Below are 211 nucleotides of genomic sequence, written 5' to 3'. Positions count from 1 at the left end.
CTCCTGTCCCGCTCCGCCGTCGGGCGGGCCGAGGAATTGAGTTCGTACACGGACGCGCTGCGAGCGGGCTGGCGGGATGCACTGCTGCTGCGCGTCAATCCCCGCGGACAGGTGCGGGTAGGGGACGACGGCCTCGTCTTCGCGGAGGCCACCGACCTCGGCCCCCAACCGCAACGCCGGGCCGTCGTCCTCGGCATCCGAAAGGACCGGC

Annotated in this window: 1 pseudogene; it reads left to right on the top strand. The window is 72.5% G+C overall.

What is annotated here, in order from left to right:
* Positions 1–211 (top strand): annotated as a pseudogene (locus QM841_RS43110) (NAD(+) diphosphatase); the annotation flags it as partial.

The sequence above is a fragment of the Rhodococcus sp. IEGM 1307 genome, from assembly GCF_030056915.1.
In the GTDB taxonomy this organism is placed as follows: Bacteria; Actinomycetota; Actinomycetes; order Mycobacteriales; family Mycobacteriaceae; genus Rhodococcus_F; species Rhodococcus_F opacus_D.
Note: the sequence above shows the minus strand (reverse complement) of the source record. Positions and strands in the feature narration are given on the sequence as shown.